At 77.0% G+C, this 1,961-nt stretch carries 2 protein-coding genes; both read left to right on the top strand.

The genetic code is table 11. The annotated features are described in order from the left end of the window. The coding region (locus VGR37_12895) for an acyl carrier protein (GenBank protein HEV2148295.1) at positions 1-408 on the top strand (408 nt) is incomplete at its 5' end. Positions 409-422: 14 nt separating this feature from the next. After that, positions 423-1,961 (top strand): polyketide synthase (locus VGR37_12890; GenBank protein ID HEV2148294.1); only part of this gene is annotated, 1,539 nt, incomplete at its 3' end.

Here is a 1,961-nt window from a genome sequence, read left to right as displayed (position 1 = left end):
GGAGAGCGGCGCCGCTCGGCGCTGGCCGCCGCGCTGGAGGACGCCCCGCCGGCCCGCCGCCGCGGCGTGCTGGTGCGGCAGCTCCAGGAGGAGCTGGCCGGGGTGCTGGGGGTGGAGGAGCCGGGCTCCATCCGGCCGGAGCAGGGCTTCTTCCAGATGGGGATGACCTCGCTGCAGGCGGTGGAGCTGCGCAACCGGCTGGAGGCCGCGCTCGGGCGCGGGCTCCCCTCCACCCTCGCCTTCGACCACCCCACCGTGGGCGCGCTCGCCGGCTTCCTCCTGGCCGAGCTGCTCCCGGAGGCCCCTGCCGCCCCGGCCGCGGAGGCGCCCGCCGACGAGCTGGAAGCGCTGGACGAGGACGAGCTGCTCGCCCTGTTCGACCGCGAGCTGGAAGCCATCAACGAGTAAGGGGAGGGAGCGAGATGAGCGGTAGCACGGACGCGGCGGAGTACGCCACGCGCCTTCGCCAGGCGCTGGGCACCATCCAGCGCCTGCGCGCTCGGGCGGAGGCCGCCGAGCGCGCCGCGGCGGAGCCGATCGCCATCGTGGGGATGGGGTGCCGCTTCCCGGGGGGCGCGGACTCGCCCGCGGCCTTCTGGCGCCTGCTGCGCGACGGCGTGGACGCCGTCACCGAGGTCCCGCCGGACCGCTGGGACGCGGACGCCCACTACGACCCGGACCCGGACGCGCCGGGGAAGTCGGTCTCCCGGTGGGGCTCGTTCCTGGACGGGATCGACCGCTTCGACGCGCAGTTCTTCTCCATCGCCCCGCGCGAGGCGGAGGCCATGGACCCGCAGCAGCGGCTCCTCCTGGAGGTGAGCTGGGAGGCGCTGGAGGACGCGGGGATGGACCCCACGGCGCAGGCCGGCACCCGCTGCGGCGTGTACGTGGGGATCGCCGCCGGCGACTACCAGACGCGGCAGGTGGCCGCGGGGAACGCGGCGGGCTTCGACTTCCACACCATCACCGGGAACTTCCCCAGCTTCCTTTCCGGGCGCGTCTCGCACCTGCTGGGGCTGCAGGGGCCCAGCCTGGCGGTGAGCACGGCGTGCTCGTCGTCGCTGGTGGCGGTGCACCTGGCCTGCCGCGCGCTGCGCGCGGGGGAGTGCGACGCCGCGCTCGCGGGCGGGGCCAACGTGCTCCTGGCCCCGGAGGTCACCTCCACCATCTCCCGCTCCCGGGCGCTGGCCCCGGACGGGCGCTGCAAGACCTTCGACGCGGCGGCAGACGGCTACGTGCGGGGCGAGGGGTGCGGGGTCGTCGTCCTCAAGCGCCTCGCCGACGCGCGGCGCGACGGCGACCGGGTGCTGGCCGTGATCCGCGGCTCCGCGGTGAACCACGACGGCGACGCCAGCGGGGGGATCACCGTTCCCAGCGGCGAAGCGCAGCGGCGGCTGGTCGAGGAGGCCGTGGCGGGCGCGGGGATCGACCCGCTCCGCGTGGGCTACGTGGAGGCGCACGGCACCGGGACCCCGCTGGGCGACCCCATCGAGCTGCGCGCCCTGGCCGGGGCGCTCTGCCGCGGCCGCCCGGCGGACCGCCCCCTGTGGGTGGGCTCGGTGAAGACCAACCTGGGCCACACCGAGGCCGCGGCCGGGATCGCCGGGCTGATCAAGGCGGTGCTGGCGCTCCGCCACGCCGAGATCCCGCCGCACCTGCACTTCCGCGAGGGGAACCCCATGATCGACTGGAGCGCACCGGTGCGGGTGCCCTCCGCGGCGGAGCCCTGGCCCGCGGGCGGCGAGCCGCGCGTGGCCGGCGTCAGCTCGTTCGGGATCAGCGGGACCAACGCCCACGTGATCGTGGAGGAGGCGCCGGCCGACGGGGACGTCGACGAGGCGCCCGCGGAGGACGGGGAGCGCACGCTCCTCCTCCCCGTCTCCGCGCGCAGCGAGGGGGCGCTCCGGGAGCTGGCGCGCGCGTACCGCGACCGCCTCACCGCCCCCGACGCGCCCCCCGCC

It is taken from the genome of Longimicrobiaceae bacterium (assembly GCA_035936415.1).
Taxonomy (GTDB): domain Bacteria; phylum Gemmatimonadota; class Gemmatimonadetes; order Longimicrobiales; family Longimicrobiaceae; genus JAFAYN01.
Note: the sequence above shows the minus strand (reverse complement) of the source record. Positions and strands in the feature narration are given on the sequence as shown.